Origin of the sequence: Methanobacterium sp., assembly GCA_030017655.1 — an archaeon.
GTDB lineage: Archaea > Methanobacteriota > Methanobacteria > Methanobacteriales > Methanobacteriaceae > Methanobacterium_D.
On record JASEIM010000007.1, the window covers coordinates 37,873 to 55,316 of the forward strand.

General features: G+C 30.9%; 21 protein-coding genes and 1 tRNA gene. 15 read left to right on the top strand and 7 right to left on the bottom strand.

What is annotated here, in order from left to right:
- Window positions 1–141 precede the first annotated feature (141 nt).
- Window positions 142–2,634, top strand: a complete 2,493-nt coding sequence (locus QMD61_04680) for a DEAD/DEAH box helicase (protein ID MDI6723920.1) — start codon at window positions 142–144, stop codon at window positions 2,632–2,634.
- Window positions 2,635–2,636: 2 nt separating this feature from the next.
- On the opposite strand, the gene QMD61_04685 is transcribed toward QMD61_04680, so the two are convergent.
- From QMD61_04685 to QMD61_04695, 3 genes are read right to left on the bottom strand one after another with little or no spacing between them, the layout of a single operon-like run.
- The gene (locus tag QMD61_04685; protein MDI6723921.1) at window positions 2,637–4,199 is read right to left on the bottom strand and encodes a DUF2723 domain-containing protein; all 1,563 of its coding nucleotides are present in this window, start codon (window positions 4,197–4,199) and stop codon (window positions 2,637–2,639) included.
- A 43-nt stretch (window positions 4,200–4,242) separates the two neighbouring features.
- A complete protein-coding gene (gene arfB, locus QMD61_04690) occupies window positions 4,243–4,935 on the bottom strand; it encodes a 2-amino-5-formylamino-6-ribosylaminopyrimidin-4(3H)-one 5'-monophosphate deformylase (protein MDI6723922.1) in 693 nt (230 codons plus the stop codon).
- Between the two features lie 12 nt (window positions 4,936–4,947).
- Window positions 4,948–5,424 carry an RNA-binding protein gene (locus QMD61_04695; protein ID MDI6723923.1) on the bottom strand — a complete coding sequence of 159 codons (477 nt, stop codon included), beginning with the start codon at window positions 5,422–5,424 and terminating at the stop codon, window positions 4,948–4,950.
- A 666-nt stretch (window positions 5,425–6,090) separates the two neighbouring features.
- On the opposite strand from QMD61_04695, the gene QMD61_04700 reads away from it, so the two are divergent.
- The 7 genes from QMD61_04700 to cfbC all read left to right on the top strand — a co-directional run bounded on the left by QMD61_04700 (window position 6,091) and on the right by cfbC (window position 11,611).
- A complete protein-coding gene (locus QMD61_04700) occupies window positions 6,091–6,333 on the top strand; it encodes an LSm family protein (protein MDI6723924.1) in 243 nt (80 codons plus the stop codon).
- Window positions 6,334–6,427: 94 nt separating this feature from the next.
- Entirely contained in the window at window positions 6,428–6,610 is a 183-nt protein-coding gene (locus tag QMD61_04705) for a 50S ribosomal protein L37e (GenBank protein ID MDI6723925.1), read from the top strand.
- The gene (locus QMD61_04710) at window positions 6,611–7,480 is read left to right on the top strand and encodes a toprim domain-containing protein (GenBank protein ID MDI6723926.1); all 870 of its coding nucleotides are present in this window, start codon (window positions 6,611–6,613) and stop codon (window positions 7,478–7,480) included. It abuts the gene before it with no gap.
- An 84-nt stretch (window positions 7,481–7,564) separates the two neighbouring features.
- Entirely contained in the window at window positions 7,565–8,974 is a 1,410-nt protein-coding gene (gene purF, locus QMD61_04715) for an amidophosphoribosyltransferase (GenBank protein ID MDI6723927.1), read from the top strand.
- A 59-nt stretch (window positions 8,975–9,033) separates the two neighbouring features.
- Complete coding sequence (locus QMD61_04720) at window positions 9,034–10,218, top strand: U32 family peptidase (GenBank protein ID MDI6723928.1); 1,185 nt, start codon at window positions 9,034–9,036, stop codon at window positions 10,216–10,218.
- Window positions 10,219–10,334: 116 nt separating this feature from the next.
- Window positions 10,335–10,814: a CBS domain-containing protein gene (locus tag QMD61_04725; GenBank protein ID MDI6723929.1), complete on the top strand. Its 480-nt coding sequence runs from the start codon at window positions 10,335–10,337 to the stop codon at window positions 10,812–10,814.
- Complete coding sequence (gene cfbC / locus QMD61_04730) at window positions 10,811–11,611, top strand: Ni-sirohydrochlorin a,c-diamide reductive cyclase ATP-dependent reductase subunit (protein MDI6723930.1); 801 nt, start codon at window positions 10,811–10,813, stop codon at window positions 11,609–11,611. The genes QMD61_04725 and cfbC overlap by 4 nt, the downstream gene beginning before the upstream one ends.
- Window positions 11,612–11,631: 20 nt before the next feature.
- Here cfbC and QMD61_04735 read toward each other — a convergent pair whose 3' ends face one another.
- Complete coding sequence (locus tag QMD61_04735) at window positions 11,632–12,132, bottom strand: hypothetical protein (GenBank protein MDI6723931.1); 501 nt, start codon at window positions 12,130–12,132, stop codon at window positions 11,632–11,634.
- Window positions 12,133–12,459: 327 nt separating this feature from the next.
- On the opposite strand from QMD61_04735, the gene QMD61_04740 reads away from it, so the two are divergent.
- Entirely contained in the window at window positions 12,460–12,672 is a 213-nt protein-coding gene (locus QMD61_04740; GenBank protein ID MDI6723932.1) for a hypothetical protein, read from the top strand.
- Window positions 12,673–12,676: 4 nt separating this feature from the next.
- Here the strand turns inward: QMD61_04740 and QMD61_04745 are convergent, their stop codons facing one another.
- Both QMD61_04745 and QMD61_04750 read right to left on the bottom strand, forming a co-directional pair.
- Window positions 12,677–13,099, bottom strand: coding sequence for a GIY-YIG nuclease family protein (locus QMD61_04745; protein ID MDI6723933.1), 423 nt, complete (start codon window positions 13,097–13,099; stop codon window positions 12,677–12,679).
- Between the two features lie 78 nt (window positions 13,100–13,177).
- Window positions 13,178–13,582, bottom strand: coding sequence for a hypothetical protein (locus tag QMD61_04750; GenBank protein ID MDI6723934.1), 405 nt, complete (start codon window positions 13,580–13,582; stop codon window positions 13,178–13,180).
- Between the two features lie 213 nt (window positions 13,583–13,795).
- Here QMD61_04750 and QMD61_04755 point away from each other — a divergent pair, with 213 nt between their 5' ends.
- The 3 genes from QMD61_04755 to QMD61_04765 all read left to right on the top strand — a co-directional run bounded on the left by QMD61_04755 (window position 13,796) and on the right by QMD61_04765 (window position 15,291).
- Window positions 13,796–14,161, top strand: a complete 366-nt coding sequence (locus QMD61_04755) for a hypothetical protein (protein ID MDI6723935.1) — start codon at window positions 13,796–13,798, stop codon at window positions 14,159–14,161.
- Window positions 14,162–14,473: 312 nt separating this feature from the next.
- The gene (locus QMD61_04760) at window positions 14,474–14,887 is read left to right on the top strand and encodes a DUF371 domain-containing protein (protein ID MDI6723936.1); all 414 of its coding nucleotides are present in this window, start codon (window positions 14,474–14,476) and stop codon (window positions 14,885–14,887) included.
- A gap of 92 nt (window positions 14,888–14,979) precedes the next feature.
- Complete coding sequence (locus tag QMD61_04765; protein MDI6723937.1) at window positions 14,980–15,291, top strand: hypothetical protein; 312 nt, start codon at window positions 14,980–14,982, stop codon at window positions 15,289–15,291.
- 235 nt (window positions 15,292–15,526) lie between these two features.
- Here QMD61_04765 and QMD61_04770 read toward each other — a convergent pair.
- Window positions 15,527–15,610: transfer RNA gene (locus QMD61_04770), tRNA-Leu, on the bottom strand.
- A gap of 231 nt (window positions 15,611–15,841) precedes the next feature.
- On the opposite strand from QMD61_04770, the gene QMD61_04775 reads away from it, so the two are divergent.
- The 3 genes from QMD61_04775 (at window position 15,842) to galU (ending at window position 17,441) form a co-directional block, all read left to right on the top strand.
- Window positions 15,842–16,138, top strand: a complete 297-nt coding sequence (locus QMD61_04775; GenBank protein MDI6723938.1) for a DUF167 family protein — start codon at window positions 15,842–15,844, stop codon at window positions 16,136–16,138.
- 91 nt (window positions 16,139–16,229) lie between these two features.
- The gene (locus QMD61_04780) at window positions 16,230–16,451 is read left to right on the top strand and encodes a hypothetical protein (GenBank protein MDI6723939.1); all 222 of its coding nucleotides are present in this window, start codon (window positions 16,230–16,232) and stop codon (window positions 16,449–16,451) included.
- Between the two features lie 144 nt (window positions 16,452–16,595).
- Complete coding sequence (gene galU / locus QMD61_04785; protein MDI6723940.1) at window positions 16,596–17,441, top strand: UTP--glucose-1-phosphate uridylyltransferase GalU; 846 nt, start codon at window positions 16,596–16,598, stop codon at window positions 17,439–17,441.
- The last annotated feature ends 3 nt before the right edge of the window (window positions 17,442–17,444 follow it).

The window sequence follows — 17,444 nt, forward strand, 5'->3', positions numbered from 1 at the left end:
TGTTGAAGAACTTCAATTTCTGTTTTTTAATGTATTCAGGATTTTCAAGTATTTTCAGGAATTTAAATTTAATTTATAAATAAAAATAATAAAATATATCTTCATAACAGTATACTCTAGTTTTAGAAATCAGTTGATATCATGATAATTTTACGGCGTAACAAAAAGATTGTAGAGATATTTCCAATTGGAAGCTCAAAAGGAGCATTAAATTCAAGAAGGAAACCAATTTTTTATGGTTATTTGAAGCTTAAAAGAATTAACAATCAGATAAGACCATATAAATTCATTGTTAAAAAAGGCGATAAGGAATCTCTTTTTCCTCCAGGTGAGGCTTTAAAGATTCTAAAGAAGCAAAACGTATACATCATAGGGGAAGATGCAGAAATCGAAGAGATGCTTAATTCTCTAAATATTAAATACAGAAGAACCAGAATCTGTAAACACTGTACAATGGGGGGCTATATTACAATTATAAATCCACAAGTAGCCTATTTATTCCATAAAAATTATATTTGCCGGAAATGTGCAGAAGAGGAAATTAAACGTGAACTAAAGGCAAGATCAATTGATTTAAGTGCATTTAATAATTTCAAAAAAATGCTGGATAAATCTGGAGACCTTAATAAAGTTTTAAGCATCTTTGATCCCAATTTTAACCCTTTAAAAAACCCTGATTTAACATTATATGATAAAATAACTACAGTAGAAACAGATGATACAAAAAAAGTGAGTATGAATGAAATTGATGTACCTGACGAGTTCAAACAAATATTAAAAAATCAGGGAAGATATTTACTGCCAGTTCAGGCATTGACCCTTTCCAACGGTCTTCTTGAAGGAGAAAATCTCCTTATAGTGTCTGCAACAGCAAGTGGAAAAACACTCATAGGGGAACTTGCAGGGATACCCAATGCACTTAAAGGTAAAAAGTTCATGTTTTTAACCCCACTTGTAGCCCTTGCAAATCAAAAATACAGAGATTTTAAAAAGAGATATGGTAAATTAGGTCTAAATATAGCTATAAGAGTTGGCATGAGTAGAATAAAGGCAAAAGAAGAGCTATCACTTCCAGATGAAGATATAGAAAATGCAGATGTGATTGTGGGGACATATGAGGGCCTTGATTTTCTTCTGCGCTCAGGGAAGGCCAGTGACCTTGGTGAACTTGGAACTATTGTAATTGACGAAATACACATGCTCGACGATGAAGAACGAGGACCTCGTTTAAATGGACTTATTCAAAGATTAAAGGCACTTTTTAATGATATACAAATTTTAGGGCTTTCTGCTACTATTAAAAATCCTGATGTAATTGCTAAAGAGTTCGGGATGAAATTAATTGAATATGATAAACGTCCGGTTCCACTGGAACGTCACTTAATATTTGCAAGGTCTGAATACGAAAAAGAAGACATTATGGCAAAAATTACCAGGGCTGAATATAAAAACATCTCTAAAAAGGGATTTCACGGCCAGAGTATTATCTTTACAAATTCAAGAAGAAAAACCCATTCAATTGCAGATTATCTGGAAAAAAGGCACATTAATGCAGCTGCTTATCATGCTGGGCTTTCCTATGCAAAAAAGAATAGGATTGAACGTGATTTTGCAAATCAAAAGATTTCTACAGTAGTTACAACAGCTGCACTTGCGGCGGGCGTTGATTTCCCTGCATCACAGGTTATATTTGAATCTTTAACCATGGGCAATAAATGGTTGACAAATAATGAGTTTTCACAGATGGTTGGAAGGGCAGGTAGGCCATCATATCATGATATTGGTAAAATATATCTCATCCCAGAAGTTGCAAGGAAATTTGATGAAGAAACAGAAGATTTTATGGCTGTAAGTCTTCTTGAAAGCGACGTTAACCCAATATATGTTGATTATTCAGAAAACGATGTTATTGAACAATTTTTAGCAGATATTTCTTCCAGACGTGCAAAAAGATTTGATGACATAAAAAAAGCATATAAGGATTTGGATTTACCTCTTAGCTTTGATGAGGCATTTAATATATTAATTGATTCTGGATTTGTGGAGGAAAAAAAGGGGATTATATCAGCAACCAGATATGGAAAAGCTGTTTCAGTATCATTTTTAAATCATATGGAAGCACAATATATAAGAAAAAACTTAAATAAAAATCCGCTTGAAATTGCAATAGCCCTTGGACCATTCGAAAGTGCATACATGTCAAATAGAGTTAATAGAAGATTAAGTAAAGTTCTTAAAATCAATTTATCATCCAGGCTATTTGCAGATTCAACACTGGATATTTTATCCTCTGCTGATATGATTTCAAAGCTTGAAGCGAATCTGAGGGATCCTTTAATAAACATGCAGATCGACTTTTTCTCATGCAGATGTAAAGACAGACCCTTTTGCAAATGTTTCCAGACCGAATTTTCAAGGAGAATCCTGAAAGAACGTATGAATAAAAAAGACCCTGTAGATATCAGTAAAAAGTTTATGCGTAATTATCAGATCCATGCCTATGCTGGAGATATATTTTCATGGCTTGATTCCATAATAAGGAATTTAGAAGCAGTTAGAAGGATTTCAAGAGCTTTTAATAATCATAAAACTGCAAAAGAGTGTTCTAAATTTATAAGATTAATTGAAAGTTGATTTTAATAAACCTTTTCGATCTTATATAAAGTTCCAACCTCTGAAATATCTAAAAAAGGGATCAGATAATAATTTTGACTTAAATTATCAAGTTCATGGAATACGAACACATTTCCACTATTTATCTTTTGATTTGCTGTATTTAAAAGATCATCTTCTTCTACCTGGATGATAGTTACATTTGGGTTAATTTTATCCACAATCTGGAAATATTTAAATGCTGCATAGGATTTCCAGTAAGTAATGATGGTTGAATTGGAAGGAACTTCTTTTAAAGCAGTATAAGCAAAGTAAGCAAACTTATCGTTGTTTATCTCTTCAATCTGACCATGGTTTGTAAAGTAAGAAGTAACTGGAACCAGAAGAGATGAAAAAAGTATAATAACTAAAAATAGCTTTAAAAAATTCCTTAAAGGGTTAAAACCTATTTCATGGTTTTTTAACGCATCTTTAACAAAGTTAAATGAAGTGATTATGCCAATGCCAATAAATATTGAAAATATCAGAAATGAAGGAATAAACATCACTTCAAAATCAAATACATAATAATTTATGTAAAAGGAAACATTTAAAAAAAACATCATGCTAAAAAGGATTAAATATTTAATATTATTTTTAAATAAACCTATTAATCCCAGTATCCCTAAAACCAAACCCATATACGAAAAATTAGCTTTTAAAAATCCCAGATACATTAAAATATTTTCAGGAATCTTGGGAAATGAAATTATAAAATGATTTGAAAATTTCTGGGCTGTAATCAACATCCACCATTCATAAATGCTCTGGGGAACTTCACCGAATCCTGGATGTTGAGAAGCTCTTATCAAGATATATACAAATTGAAGTAATCCGATCATGAAGATTGAAATAAATATAATTGAATTTTTATGGTTTAAAAATATTTTATAATTAGTTAAAGCGATGAATAATAAGAAAGCAGGCATAAAAAAAAGATTAGATGCATGAGCTCCGATACTCAGCCCATAAATAAGGAAAAATACATATAAATATTTAATATCTCTGTTTTCGTTCCATTTTATGAGTATTAAAATCATTAAGGCTATAAAAAATGCATTTAAAGTGTAAACTTCTGCTATTTCTGCCTGTGACCAGAAAGTTTTGGATAATGCCAGTGAAAGCGCAGCAATCACTGCAATCAATCTATAAATATTAAAATCTGAATTTACTTTAGTTAAATGTGAATCAGACATGTTTTTATCTTTAAATAACTTTTTATTCAATATAACTAATTTGAACACTATAATGTAAACTATAGATACGGTTATTGCACCGAAAAATGCTGACATTGTATTTACTCTTTGAGCAACAGTTCCAACTGGAATCATGGTAAAAATATGCCCGATCCATGTGTATATAGGGTAACCGTTGGGATGCGGTATCCCTAGGATATAACACACTATGGAAAACTCTGCAGGATCACCTTCAAATATGGAAGGTGCTAAGAACTTAATATAAATGATAAAAGTCAGGATAAAAAGAATTGTAGATACTAAAATGTCTTTTTTTTCCACTTTAAAGTTATTAATATTATTTAAATTCAAAGGAACACCTTAAAAGTTATAATAGATACAAAAATTATTTTAATTAATCCAGCAACTTTTCTATGTCTTTAATTACATCGCTAATTGCAGTTTCCAGCAATTCATTGCCTAATTCAATATCTATGCAAACACCCTCATTTTCTACAGATACTGCACCTTTATTAATTCCTTTGTCAATACTACGTGCTTCTTTGAAACCAACCATACCTACTTCTGGATGATTTTTAAAGTTGCAGTGTTCTTCAAGCTTTGACTCATCAACAATATTTAAAACACTTCCTATTGAAAGTTCACCGGTTCCTGCATGGGGGCCTTCTATTTCAACTATTTTATTATTGAATATTATCTTAATTTCCATTTCTTTTTCTATATCATCCAGATAATCAAGAAGCGGAATATTACCTCCGTGTCCATTTACCAGAACCACTTTTTTGATATTAAGACATTTCTTTGCATTTTTGAGTGTAGGAAGGAGGCGCTTTAAAGCTAACTCTTCTGCATCTATATGAATACCGTGTTTTATGTAAGAATATTCTGTAGCAGCATACAGTATCCCTATAAATTTTGCACCGCTTCTTAAAGCTGCTTGAAGGGCAATGTAGGCAGCTATTTTGGAATCAGTATCAATGGGAAGTGCAGCCCCATGATTTTCAAGGTGAGATCCAACTGCAAGCACACCTATTTCATGGACCTTTGGGGAAATAACATTTCCAGCTTTGAATTTAAGTTCCATAATCTTACCTTTCATCTATACTGTTAAATTCCAGATTTTATCCCCAATGTAATGGATTGTTTCAATGGCTTTTCCTTCAGTATTTTCAACCATTTCTGGGCCCGAAATAAGACTTTTTCCTACTGCAAGGGGTTTTCTGTGGGTTTCATCAACTATAATAACGAAATCTCCTTTTTTTATGTTTAAATCCGCTTCAGTAATGCCTGGGGACATAATATCAGCCCCTTTAGCAACAAACTTAACAGCCCCCATATCTACAACAACGTAATTTGTCATTATTTCAAGCTCCAATGCGCCTTTAAGTGTTGGAACAGGTTTATCCTCAATCATCATGATCAGGGGTTCCCTGTCTATTAATAGAATATTATATGGTTCCCCTTCAAGAATTTCCACCTTACTTTTTGATTTGATCAACATGGAAAAATCTCCCAGCTGTTCCTTAACTTTTTTAAATTTCTTTTTTTGAAGATAATAGCGTTTTCTTATTTTCAATTCTCACACCCTAAATATTATTTACTTAATTTTTGATGCTTAATAAATATTTTTGGTTAAATTGGTCTTTACAATTGTGTATTAGAGCAAATTGTTTATTTAAGATATCAGTAACTCTAATTTATTTGTTTAAAAATAAATTTAAAAATTTTCTTTTTTTAGTTAAATCATTTAATTTAAGAAATACTAAGTATGGTAAATTATATAAAAAGTAATAATGATAAAAGTTATCAAAAAAATTTCTGTTAACAAATTTAAAAATTTTAAAAATTGCAGGAAATTAACAGAATATGTATCTATACACATAATCTGGGTTTAAAATCTTTTATACTTTGATAAAGAATCAAACAACAATCTTTAAATAGAATTTCATACAGAAATGTGCTTTGATCAAACTTTTTTGATGCTTAAGCCATATATGGATCAAAACAACATTTTTAAACTTAAATACTATTAAATATATAAAAATAGATATAATTCTTTACTACTAATTTTATTGGTAGTTAGTGGAGTTTTTCTAATTAAAATAAATATTAGATTATCTTTATATGATGTAACATGGTATATTATTGACTTATACTCAAAGTCCAAGATATTTCCTAATTAATGACGGATACATTTAAATATATATCATGTCAACAATGATGTTATAGGATAGGTGATAATGTGAGTGTACAGAAAAATGTGAATGTTTCAAGACCACTTGATGCACTAGGTAAATCTTTAAACTCCCAAGTATTAATCAAGCTTAAAGGCGGAAGAGAATTTAGGGGAGTTCTTAAAAGTTTTGACATGCATATGAACCTTGTATTAAATGATGCTGAAGAACTTGAAAATGGAGAATCATCCCGAAGATTGGGAATTGTACTTATAAGAGGAGACAACATAGTTTATATATCTCCAGGCTAACTTTTAAAATATAAATAAATTAAAAACTTTTAATCTGATTAGTTTTAATTAATGAACTAAATTTTGTAAATTCAAATTTATAGGAGGATAATGAATGAAAGGAACGCCCTCATTTGGTAAGCGTAATAAAAAAACCCACATTAGGTGTAGGAGATGTGGTAAAAACTCATACCACGCAAGAAAAAAATACTGCGCAGCATGTGGTTTTGGAAGATCCAGCAGAATACGAAAGTACAGCTGGCAAAATAAGAAAATTACAGGATATAGGTTGAAATAGATGGACGCAAAGAATCCTATTGATGTACGGATAATTGTAGAAGGTGCATCAGATGTGGAAAGCATTTCTAGAGCTATGAAGAATATAGCTTTAGGGGCTGAATACCACATTACCATATCCTCTATAATCCCTACAACAAGCCCAGAAATAGCAAAGAGAGCTGTAAAGGGTGCAGATATTGTTTTAATTGCAACTGATGTTGATGCCCCAGGACGTGAACTTGCAGAAAAGTTCCAGAAAGTCCTGAAAAATGAAGTGGGACATATTGAACGGATGAAACTTCCTTTTGGACATGATGTTGAATATATAGACCCTTTTTTAATACAGAATGAAATAAAAAATGCAATTATAAGGTCAGGGCTAATTGCTATTGCCAATATTAAACTGCTTCGTGAATTTGAAGATAAATTAAAAGAATCAAAAGAAGTAATCGGAAATTTATCTCAAATTAATAAAGAATTAGAGGCAGCAAATAAAGAAATTTCTTTTAAACATGATGAAATTGTTAAATCAAATGATAAACTCAATGAGGAAACAGATAATTTAAATAAAAAATATAATGGTTTAAAGAATGAGTTTACCGCATTGAAGCGCGAATATGAGGATATTCAAAGCAAAGATTTATTTGAAGTGTTTTCTATAAAAGAATTATGGAAAGAATCTTTTAATGAAGAATTAGATGATTACGAACAAATTTATTTTATAAGTAATGAATTTAAGCCAGAAAATATTGTAGTTGGTCAAAATCGAATTGCAGCTTTAACTAAAAAAGATGCTGTTGACTGGCTTAAAATAATCAGAACAGTCTTAATATTTTATGATTCTAAAATTGAAGACTTAAAGGAAGATTTTAATAAAGGAAAAATTTAATTAAACTTATTTAATATACTAAGCCCATAAAGGGTAACTTCATTTTCAATACAACTAATCTAGATAAAATCAGGAGAATTGAAATTGCAGGATAAATGTGGTATTGTAGGTGCATATTCTCACAAAAAGTCTAAAAACGTTTCAAGATCCATATATTATGGGCTTTATGCTTTACAGCACAGGGGACAGGAATCCGCAGGAATTTCCGTACACAATGATGAAGAAATGTGTACATATAGAGGTATGGGGCTCGTTTGCGATGTTTTTAACAATGGAAATATCGAAGGACTAGAGGGTCATGTTGGAATTGGACATGTAAGATATTCAACTACAGGTAAATCAAAAATAGAAAATTCACAGCCCTTTTTTAATGAATTTGAATTTGGAACAATTGCAGTTGCTCATAATGGAGATATTATAAACTCCATGGAATTGAGGGAGGAACTGGAAAATCACGGTTATGAATTTAAATCAGATACTGATTCTGAAGTTATCTGTCAGTTACTTACTGAAATTTATCTTAAAACAAAGGATATAGTAAAAGCAATTCAGGAAGTATCAAAAAAACTGATAGGTTCTTATTCACTGGTTATTTTACTTAACAATGAACTGATTGTGGTTAGAGATCCGGTAGGAATTAAGCCTCTTTCACTGGGTAAGAAAGGAGATATGGATATTGTAGCATCTGAAACTGTTGCATTTGATGCTATTGGTGGTGAATACATCCGTTCTATAGAACCTGGAGAGATACTTGTTATAAACGATGAAATGAATAGTTTTAAAATGGAAAATGTTAATTCCACAAGAAGAGCACATTGTATGTTTGAATATGTTTATTTCGCCCGTCCAGACAGTATACTGGATGATAGGAATGTTTATGATGTGCGTTTAAACATTGGAAAAGCGCTTGCTAGAGAATATTCTACAGATGCTGAGGTTGTAATGCCTGTACCTGACTCTGCAATTACTGCCGCAATAGGTTATTCGAGAGAATCAGGACTCCCTTACGGGGAAGGCCTTATTAAAAACCGTTATGTAGGCAGAACGTTTATTATGCCAACCCAGGAAGAGCGTGAGAACTCGGTAAGGCTTAAAATGAACCCGGTCAAATCAGAACTTGAGGGTAAAAAAATAGTGCTTATAGATGACAGTATAGTGAGGGGGACTACTTCAAGATCAACAGTCAATGCTTTAAAGGATGCTGGAGCCAAAGAAATTCATTTAAGAATAGGATGCCCTCCAATTATATCGCCATGTTATTATGGAATAGCAATGGCAACAAAAAGAGAACTTATAGCTTCAAATAAAGAAATAGAAGAGATAAGAGAATATTTAGGCGTGGATTCACTGGGATATCTGAGTGTCGATTCACTTGTAGAATGCATAGGCATAAAAAGAGACGAACTTTGTCTTGGATGCCTTACAGGAGAATATCCAACATCATTACCTGAAAATATTGAAGAATATGAAGCTAAACGCTGTACATGCCCTTAATTTACAATAAATTAATTCATTAGATCATTCCTTTTTATAAGAGATTAACGGTGATTAAAATCGTTGAATTACTTTCACCTGCACGAGATTTTACTGCATTAAATGCCGCAATTAAAAATGGCGCTGATTCTGTATATGTTGGCATTGAAGGATGCAACATGAGGGCAAATGTCACAAATTTCACTTTTGAAACCCTTAAAGATGCAGTAAAACAATGTCATGATGCTGATAAAAAGATATATGTCTGCACAAATACAATAATGAAAAATAGGGATATAGACTATTTTAAAGACATTTTACCGGTTATTCATTCTTATGATGTGGATGCATTGATTATTTCTGACCTTGGTGCTCTTAAACTTGCAAGAGATGAAGGTATTGATGTTCATATGAGTATTCAGGCCAATATTTCTAATTTTGAATCTCTTAATCTGCTTGAAAAGTTTGGTGTAAAACGTGTTGTTTTATCAAGAGAATTATCACTTTCTGAAATTAAAGTAATTAAGGAAAAAACCAATCTTGAAATTGAAACTTTTATTCATGGCGCAATGTGTGTTGCAATTTCTGGAAGATGCTTTTTAAGTTCCTCACTTTACGAGAAAAGTGCAAACTGCGGTGAATGTTTACAGCCATGCAGAAAAAAATGGAAATTAATTTCAGAAGATTCTGATGAGTTTGAACTAATTCAAAATGAGAATGAAAGCCATATTTTAAGCCCAAAGGACCTCTGCATGATAAAACATGTTCCAGAACTTATTGGGGCTGGAATCGATGCATTTAAAATTGAGGGAAGGGCAAGAGCTGCTGATTACGTTGCAACAGTGACCAAGACTTATAGAGAAGCCATTGACAAATATGAAAATGGTAAGTGGGAATTCGATGAAAAATGGATTACCGAGCTTAAAAAAGTTTTCAATAGAGGTTTTAACACAGGATTTTACTTTAAAACCCCTTATAAAACAAGTTCATATAATGAAGCTATTTATACTAAAAAAGACATTGGTTCGGTGGTTAATTATTATAAAAAGGTCTCTGCAGCAGAAATCAGACTCTGGGAAGACCTTAAAATTAGTGATGAAATTATAATTCAGGGAAATAAAACCGGTTCTTTTGTTCAGAGGGTTGAATCAATGCAAATTGATGGCAAAGATATTCAAGAGGCTAAAAAAGGTCAAAATGTAGGCTTATTGGTTAAAGAAAAGGTTAGGCCTAATGATATAGTTTATAAAAGGATAAAAAGATAATAAAAAGAATATTTAGTTAAATAGATAAATTAAACATAAAACAATTACAAAAATGCTTAATAAATGAAATGATAAATAGAAATTGTTTAAGATAAATATTATTCTGGAGTGATGATATGATAACCGTAGAAGATTCTATGGAAAAAAATGTTATTAAATTTAAAGAAAAAGACACAATAAGTTATGTTGCCAATATTTTAAGGGAAAAAAAGATAAGCGGAGCCCCAATAGTTGATAATGACAATAAAGTTATTGGTATTGTTAGTGAAGGGGATATAATGAGGCTAATTGAAGTTCATTCTCCCAATCTTAACCTGATTCTACCAGCTCCGCTCGATTTAATTGAATTACCTGTAAGAATGCGCCTTGAACTTGATGAATTAGCTGAAGGCGTGGCTAAAGCTGCTTCTGTTCTTATCGGGGAAATTATGACCAAAGATGTTGTAAGGGTCAGAAGAAATATTTCAATTTCAGATGCTGCTGAACTCATGGATAAACACGACGTAAATAGACTTCCTGTGGTTGATGAAAATGATAAATTAATTGGAATTATAACACGGGGAGATATTATAGGTGCCCTGGTGAAAAAAGAATGAATAAAACCAAAAAAATTGCAATTTACGGTAAGGGAGGCATAGGGAAATCCACAATTGTCTCCAATATTGCGGCAGCATATTCTGAAGACTATAATGTGCTTGTAATTGGATGTGATCCAAAAGCTGACACTACGCGGACTCTTGTTGGGAGAAGGACGCCCACAATACTGGATATTGTAAAAGAAAAAAAAGATGCAGTAGTTGAAGATATTGTATTTTCAGGATATAACGATGTCAGGTGCGTGGAATCAGGAGGTCCAGAACCTGGTGTTGGATGCGCAGGAAGGGGCGTTATTGTTGCAATGGGCTTACTTGATAAGCTCGGAGCATTTTCTGATGATGTGGATATAATTATTTATGATGTACTTGGTGATGTTGTCTGCGGAGGATTTGCAGTTCCATTAAGGGAAGATTTCGCTGATGAAGTATATATTGTAACCTCAGGGGAATATATGGCGCTTTATGCAGCTAATAATATATGTAAAGGTATAAAGAAGCTTAAAAGTAATCTTGGAGGTATTATCTGCAACTGCAGAGGTATTGAAAACGAAATTGAAATAGTAACCGATTTTGCAGATAGGGTTGGAAGCAAGGTTATAGGTGTCATACCCCGCAGTGAAATGGTTCAGCAGAGCGAAATCGATGCAAAAACTGTTATTGAAAAATTTAGTGAATCAAAACAGGCTATACTTTATAGAGGCCTTGCTGAATCTATATATTCAAATGAAGATTTTGTTATTCCTGAGCCAATGGATATTGACGAATTTGACCAGTTTTTCAGAAAATTTCAAAAATAGCTATCTGGAATACTTCTAATTTATTTTATTGTTTTTATGATAGTATCTGTGGCTTTATCTATTTCTTTTCTTGATGAAGTTTGATTATTACCATTCCATCCTGTAAATGCCCATGATACCAGATGATAATATTTATTATTTTTTTTGAAGAAATATTCATCCTGTATATCACCATTCATATTGCTTGTAGTCTTTATAATGTTCACTTCTATATTACCTATAGTTTTTTTCCTTTTTATTACATTATAGCTGTTTGTATCTGTATTTAATGCTTTTTTATATGCCGAATTAAACTTTTCTTTGTTCTTTAATTCAATTACTCTTATACGTGGATCTCTACCCATCCAGATTACAGTACCTTCTCCTGGCATTGGGTGTAATTCCCATCCATCTGGCATCTGAAAATTAACAAAGGTGCTTCCATATATGGAAGAATCTTTTTCAGGCTCTTTAGTATTTGTACAGCCCATGATAGCAGATATTAACAAAATAGTTATAAAAACGGTGGCCATATTTTTCATCTAAACCATATTATAATATATTAATACTTTTATATATTATTTACGGATTTATTAGCCTTTTTCTTTTTATGAATTTCAAGATAAACAAGGAATATAATTTAATTTTAAATAAAGTCATGATAATGATGATGCTATTACATATTTTTTTTAAACCAAAATGTATAAATAGTGGTTTCAAGTTAAATGGTGAAAAAAATAATTAGATTATCTTTTATTTTATAATTACTATATGGCTTAAAATCAAATTAAGTCAAATTAAATTTCTATATTCGATATTAAAAAAGACATTTTGATATTACACGTATGGAAAAAGAGGAGTTAACTTATATGATTAAGAAATGGATATTATCTGTTATACATTGGATGTTTGGCGGTATAATTACATTGATGGGTATATTTGAACTTTTAAAAATGAATTTTTCTACATTAGTATTATATCCGTGGTTTGAATTATTTATTGGAATAAGTATCTTAGTGTTAGGTTTTGTATTTGCAAAGAATATAATTAAACTTTCAGATAACTCATTTTCCAGTCTCTAATAAATTAAATTTTGAATTTAGCTGCATTCAATTCAAATTTTTTAAATGCATATATACAGGCGCTTTCGGCATTTTCTATAGCTTTAAAATAGAAGAGATGGGAGTTGCATTTGCAATCGGAACATCCAAATTTATTAATGGATATTCCTTCCCCTGAAATTTCTCCTGCAATTTTACATTCCCACTTTTTATCGCTATTTTCAAATAGTACCTCTTCTATTTTGGAGTTAGAGGAGTTTAAAAGATAATCTACATGCCAGAATAGTTTTTTTTCTTCCCTTAGGTGCCTTTTAATTCTACCTTCAATAGAATTTAATGCAGAGCCTACATATACATAATAACCTTTTTTAAAGTCAAAATTTCCAAGTTTACCTATTTGAATTGTTGAATCGTGCATTAAACTAATTATAAGACAGTAAGTAGCCATTTAATTCACCATAAATGTAAATGATATATTAAAAAAATTATGAAAATTATTTGGTTTAAAAGAGCATAAAATAGTTATTCATTCAGTTATGTTATTAATATACTCCTTCACTTCTTCTATCTGCTGAAGATAGTCATCAATTATGTCTAAAAGGTTTTGATATGGCCCTAATTCACGATCAAGCTTCTTTTGCATTTCTATTCTTTTTTTTGAAACCTTTGGTTTATTGAGACTTAAAGAATCAATAATTGAAGATTTATTCAAATAATCGGACTTTAAATATTTTAATTTTATTTCTCTCATATCAGAACTAACACAGCGCCGGATTTCATTTAAATATTCCTCTAATCTCAATAAATTAACTAATGTAGATTTGGTTTCAAAAACATATGATGTTTTTAATTCAAAATTCTCTATATCAAGCTTTTGAATCATTTTTTTATAGTCATTAGGCTTTAGAGTTTTTTCTCTGACTCGCTGCATGTTTCAATATTTGAAAGTACTGGTATAAATATAATTATAATTGGATAACTTCATGGAATTTAATATATGATTTTAAGATAAAAATAAATCATGTCTTTTTTCGAGAATATCTCTTTTTGAAATTATTTTAGATTTAAAAAATACTAAATAAAATAAAAAACTAATATTACATGATATGTTAATAAGATTTAAAAATATTAATGAGTGATTTTCATGGCTTTAAAAGGATTAAATGTTGGAATTAAGAGTATAAAATTTGATAAGTTTACAGGGGATGTTGTAATAAATTTTATGCCCCTTAGAATTTCATTAATGGATTTAAATAAGTTATCTAATGAAATACCAGGAATACTGGAAGTATCAGATGAAGAAAAGCTGGAAATATATCTTAACAGATTTGCAGCGAACTTCATAAAACATGGAGCCCACGAACCTAAAGCTATCCATGATCGGGCAAGAGAATTGGGATTAAGCCCTAAAGAGTTTGAAAATCTTATCTGTGAACGTGTGAAGCAAATGGGTAATGTATCGTCTATTGATATTGAAGAAGAGCCCCCGGCTCGTGTTGAAGGTGATTGAGCACACTAAATCATTCCGCTATTTTAAGAAAATAAATTAATCACCCTCTATTTTATTAAAACAGGGTATAAAAAAAGTATCTACTTCATGAAGAAATTTTTTATGTTCTGAAGCCATTTCGCCGTACTTACTGCACTTTACAGATTTAAATATCATTTTTTTCCATAAAAAGGCATGATTTTTAAGTTTATTGTCTAAAATATTATTTATTTACAATAATTAGTAAAATAGATTATATATTCTGATAAAAATAAGGAGCTATGCATCTAAAAATTTACTTGAATCTTTATATTAATTTAAAGGAGTAATTCAATGGAGTACGTTTTCTATGCTAAAGGACATCCTAATGTTACATCGATGCATAAATCCACATTTGAGGTAACAATGGATAAAGAGATTGGAATAAAAGCAGATTGCATTATTGGAGTTTCATCCAGAACAAAACTTGAAGATTTACCTGATGAGCTCAGGGAAGCCATAAAAAATGAAAACACAATAATAAAAGTCAAGCTTGAAACTGAAAATGGATATGATGAAATTAAAGGATACGGACATCCTGAATTAACGCTTGATCATCCCACAGATATGGTTTGCAGAAAAAGCGAGTTTAAATGCAGCAGGACTTTGATGATAAAAGCAGATAAAGCTGCAGTTGATTTGAATAAAGAACTGATCAATGATTTAAAGGACGGAAAAGAATTAAAAGTGAAAATAATTATTGAATGAACTATTAACTAACGGATAGTAATTCTGGAATTTAAGAATAAATGGAGCATTTCTGGCTGTATAATTGAGTAAAATGTTTAAAAGGTGATAATTTGGATTCTACATACGAAAAAGTGAAAGCATTCATTGAAGATAATGGTGATCACTATTATTTATGTGAAATAGAGGATATTTTAGATATTGATGAGGAAACACTCCTTGAAATATTAAGGGAACTTAAGAATGATAATATCATAACAGAAGACCATTATTTTGAAACAGGATGCTTGAATAACAGAATTTGTTCTGATTGTTTTGAACCAATGGAGCATGAAGATACTGAGATTGAAAAGGCTTCAGATGGAGCTATTCAGCATAAGTATATTTATAGATGTCATAAATGTTTAAAAAAGGAGTATTATTAGAGTAATCTGTTGGATTTCTTTTGATAATTATTGCTAGAACAAAAAAAGTAACCATAATTTTAGAACAAGAACTTTAGGAACTGCCTGAGAACATATTAAAATAAATGGGTTTGATTAGTAGTTTATTATTTTCCGAGCTACAGCGAGGGTATTTTGATTAAACGCTTAAATATCGGAGATATTTGGCATCCCAAACACTTCGTGTTTGAGAACTTTTCCCTCAGAAAAGTTTAGATGCAGGGGACGGGATTCGAACCCGCGAAGGGACTCACCCACTAGGCCCTCAACCTAGCGCCTTTGACCGCTCGACCACCCCTGCTAATTCTAAAGTTAACGTAACAATAGAACATACCATCATTTTTCTTTTTCACTATTTAAATGTTTTGATTGGTAAGAATTTCCAACTTTAACATACCATCTGAATATTATAATTCAATTTAAATAAATAATCAAGATGTTTTTGAGTTTAATATGCTACATTATAATGTTAGAATTCATAAATTATATTAATGATTATAATCTAAATGAAGTTATTTAAAGGTTATTGTCTATGAAAGCAGTAATTGAGGTTCAGGAAGGAATATTGGTAGATATAGAAGTCTCCACGAAGTCAAATAAGTTCGAAATAGCAGGGTACAATGAGTGGAGAGAAAGAATTGAAATAAGGATCAAATCGCCACCAGTTAAGGGAAAAGCTAATAAAGAAATAATCAATGAATTCTCAAAACTAACTGAAAATCCAGTTGAAATAGTATCTGGACTAAAAAGCATGCAGAAGACTTTAAAAGTTTATAACATGTCTAAATCTGATTTTTTGAAGATTTTAGATATAAATAACGTTTTTTAAAGAATTTTGAATTAAGTTATAAATTTGGTTACAGGGTAAATTAGCTTCAAATAAAAAATATTATTTAGAAACAAAAACATACAGTTGTCCCATGAATGAACAAGATAAAGTTAAAGAAAACATAAATCTCCTGCTTAAAAAATTTAAAAGCATAGCTGAAATTACAGTTAATTTTGATAGATATGACCTGATTTTGTATAATTACGAGGAAATAGGAGATATAACAAAATTTATTGAAGAAAAAACAGATATCGAGTCATGGACAGCACTAAAAACCAGAGTAAGTCCTGATATAGACACAATTCTATATTAATTTTAGAATTGGAAATATTTAAATCTCCAAATCTGAATAAAAATAATTAAATAACTGGAAAAGTTTATAAGGAATTAGATGAATGTATTTTATACATATATTTTAATTTAATTACATATAACATTAATTTAAAGGTGAATATTTATGAAAGCGGTGATACCAGCTGCTGGACTTGGTACAAGATTTTTACCTGCCACAAAAGCACAACCAAAAGAAATGCTACCTGTTTTTAATAAACCAACCATACAATATGTGGTTGAAGAAGCAGTTTCTTCAGGAATTGATGATATTTTAATTATAACAGGTAAGGGAAAGCGATCAATTGAGGATCATTTTGATAGGGCGTTTGAATTAGAGTATTTCCTTCAAAACAGTGGAAAAACAACTTATCTTAATGAAATAGAGTCAATATCTGAAATGGCTGATATATATTATGTTAGACAAAAAAAACAGAAAGGACTGGGCGATGCTATTTTATGTGCAAAAAAGCATATCGATGGCGAACCATTTGCTGTTTTGCTTGGAGATACAATAGCCCAATCAGAAATTCCATGCACAAAACAGCTTATGAACGTCCATGAAAAGTACGATTCAGCCGTAATTGCCATAGAGGAAGTTCCTGATGAAAGGGTTGAAAGATATGGAATAATTAAAGGCAATAAAATTAATGACTCTCTTTATAAAATTGAAGATCTGGTTGAAAAACCTAAATTTGAGGAAGCACCATCAAATTTAGGGATTATTGGGAGATATATTTTAGCCCCTGAAATATTTGATTATATCAATGAAATTCCTCCAGGAGTTGGCGGAGAAATTCAGCTAACTGACGCTCTAAGACTTTTTGACGAAAGTTACGGCTGTATTTTCAATGGCAAACTGTATGATATTGGAAATACTGTGGACTGGCTTAAAAGTTCCATTGAAATTGCACTGGAACATGATGAAGTAAAGGAAGAATTAAGAGAATATCTGTTAAAAATTCTTAAATAAATT